Below are 2932 nucleotides of genomic sequence, written 5' to 3' on the forward strand. Positions count from 1 at the left end.
CTATTATGAAATGGGCTTGGGTGCTTTGGGAGATGTTTCTTAAAAAAACATATGAATTTTAAACAACAAGCATATTCTTTTTTACGGCATTCTATTTTACCCGAAGAACGTACCTATGAAAAGGACGACTAAACAAAAGCATGAAGCAATCTACAGGTTATAATGACCAAATATTCAAGCTTTATTCTGCATCGCCTAACTCAGCATCAAGAAACTGATGCAAATCTACAATGTAATAACGTTGTAATGCATTATCTACACTGCTTTGTGCTTTTGCCTGCCATGCTTCTTGAGCGGATTGATAATCTGAGAAAATACCAACCACATCTAACTCATCAGGATTCTTAAATTGATTACTGTTAAGATTTTTTAATTCCCCACCAAATACAAGATGTAAATATTGTTTTTTTTCTTTGGTTTCAGTCATATGTGCCTCCATATCATTTAGATTATCTTAGCGCGCTTTTACGTGATTAAACTAACTTTGTTTGACGAACAACATCTATCATATCTTGACAGCAATTATTTTTACCAGCAATTAAAAGTCCATACTGGTAAGGTTCAATTCCATAAGATAGTAAAGGGGCATCAAGCGATAAAAAACACCCTCCACACTCCTGCAAAATAAGATCAGCAGCGGCAATATCCCATTCATGACAATTTGGACGAACTAATACGATATCAATTTCATCTTGAGCAACAAGAACAATACGATAAGCAAGAGAAGGAAGATAATGGTAAAGACTGACTTGATTGAGAAAATCATCTGGTAATTTTTGTGCGAGCGATTTATCAAGTGAAATTTTATATTTTCGATGAACCTCAAAGGCTAAACGAGGAAGTTTTATCCCATTTAATGTTGCCCCTCCACCTGTTACAGCTGTATAAACATCTCCTTGAGCCGGACATTGTAGAACGCCCACAATAGGACGCCCATTCTCAATAATGGCAACCGAAATACACCAATAAGGATTGCCAGAAAGAAAACCACGCGTTCCATCAATAGGATCAACAACAAAAGAGCGCTCATAATAATCTTGTTCTTCTCGATTATCTTTTGTTTCTTCTGAAATCCATCCATAATTTGGACGAGCTCCAAGAAGCCTCTCTTTCAAGAAATGATCAACAGCAAAATCTGCTTCACTAACCGGGGAATTACCTTCTTTAATCCAGACATCCAACGTGCATCCAAAATACCGCATTGCTAAATCTCCTGCCTCTCGACAAACATCACGCAAAAGATTTAAATCAGAAGAATGATGCGTGTTATTTTCCTGCAAGTGTCATCCCTTCAATTAACAATGTTGGAGCAGCTGTACTATAACGCCGATCAATATCATTGGCAGGTGTTAAATGTGCTAACATATGAAGCAAATCAGAACCTAGCGTTACTTCACTTACCGGATAAGCAATTTCACCATTTTCAATCCAAAAACCGGAAGCCCCACGACTATACTGACCAGTAATAAAATCAATGCCATGACCGAATAATTCGGTCACATAAAATCCATTTCGCAAATCTTTTATCATATCGCAAGGTGATACTAAACCCGGTTCAATAGCAAAATTTGTACTGGTCGGCTGCACTAATGATGCCGAACGCATACCGTGTCCATTTGTTTTAAGTCCCAATTCACGTGCTGTAGATGATGAAAGAAGCCAATTTTTTAAAATACCATTTTCAATAATATTGAGTGTTTGCCCCTCTACCCCTTCTCCATCAAAAGGATGAGAAGCATTTCCACGTAATCGCAAAGGTTGATCGGTTACATTAACATTAGGCTTCATCACTTCCTTGCCTAGGAAATTCTGTAAAAGACTCGTTTTTCGAGCCACAGAGGCTCCATTGACCATAGATGCGATATGCCCTGCAATTCCACGAGCCGTACGCGGATTAAAAATAACATCAACGCTCCCAGTCGCCGCACGAACTGCACCCAAACGTCGAACAGCACCAAGCCCTGCATTCTTTCCCACAGTTTCTGCTGCCTCTAAATCAGAAAAATGTAAGGCTGTTGTATAATCATAATCCCGCTCCATCTGTGTTCCTTCACCTGCAAGAGCACTACAAGAACGTGAAAAACAACTTGAGCGATAGGCTCCACAAAAACCATCGCTGGTCACAAGAATAAACCCACTACGGCCATAAGCTGTTGCAGCGCCACCAGAATTGCTTACACCTTTAACATCAAGAGCTGCTGCCTCCGTTTTTAAAGCATCTTCTGTTAAAAAATGACTGCTGGGTACAAAATCATCAAAAAGATCAAGATCTTTAGGATACTTAACCAAACACTCTTTATCTGCCAAACCTTCAAATAAACTATCGGGAGAAGCTTTAGCCATCGCAACAGCACGTTCCGCAAGTTCTTGCGGATAAGATCCTAAATTAGCAGAAACACTTGCTACTTTTTTTCCAACAAAAACCCTTAGAGTAAAATCATTGCTCTCTGCTGCTTCTGTCGATTCGACTTTCCCAAAACGAACTGATACACTGGTAGAATGAGCATGAACAATAACAGCATCAGCAGCATCTGCCCCAGAACGCTTTGCTGCTTCAACCAGCGAAACAGCTTTCTCAATCTGGTTTTTGTCAGTCATTATAGACTCCCTAAAATATTTTATTATTTACATTGATAAGCATTCTGACAAATTTATACAAATCAGAATATAACTCTTGTGTATTGATTCATAAGATTATGCACATTCATGCATTCTTTTTCTTTTAATGCATTAAATCATTTCCCTTTTAGCTTCTTTATGAAAAAACGTAATATGCCGTAAAATCTCTTTAGTTTCAAGATTTCTCATGGGCCCTTATCATTTTAGGAGCCAAATCTCCACTGACAATCAAATCAACAGAACAATTGGCAATTAACAAAAGTCTTAGCTATAACACTTGAATTTAAGCCAAAATCCTCAAAAATTCGAAAAG

3 protein-coding genes are annotated in these 2932 nt (G+C 38.2%); all 3 read right to left on the reverse strand.

Annotated features, from left to right (window positions below):
- Positions 1-181: 181 nt before the first annotated feature.
- Genes ACFIL8_RS05825 through ACFIL8_RS05835 form a run of 3 tightly spaced genes read right to left on the reverse strand, consistent with a single transcriptional unit; the run spans position 182 to position 2598 of the window.
- Positions 182-427 (reverse strand): DUF4170 domain-containing protein, encoded by a 246-nt coding sequence (locus tag ACFIL8_RS05825; RefSeq protein ID WP_375612377.1) that lies wholly within the window; start codon positions 425-427, stop codon positions 182-184.
- 46 nt (positions 428-473) lie between these two features.
- Positions 474-1280: a 3'(2'),5'-bisphosphate nucleotidase CysQ gene (locus ACFIL8_RS05830; protein ID WP_375682563.1), complete on the reverse strand. Its 807-nt coding sequence runs from the start codon at positions 1278-1280 to the stop codon at positions 474-476.
- Positions 1267-2598 carry a TldD/PmbA family protein gene (locus ACFIL8_RS05835; protein WP_375612375.1) on the reverse strand — a complete coding sequence of 444 codons (1332 nt, stop codon included), beginning with the start codon at positions 2596-2598 and terminating at the stop codon, positions 1267-1269. Before ACFIL8_RS05835 ends, ACFIL8_RS05830 begins: the two co-directional genes overlap by 14 nt.
- Positions 2599-2932: the final 334 nt, after the last annotated feature.

It is taken from the genome of Bartonella sp. AP57NXGY, from assembly GCF_042195805.1.
Classification (GTDB): domain Bacteria; phylum Pseudomonadota; class Alphaproteobacteria; order Rhizobiales; family Rhizobiaceae; genus Bartonella.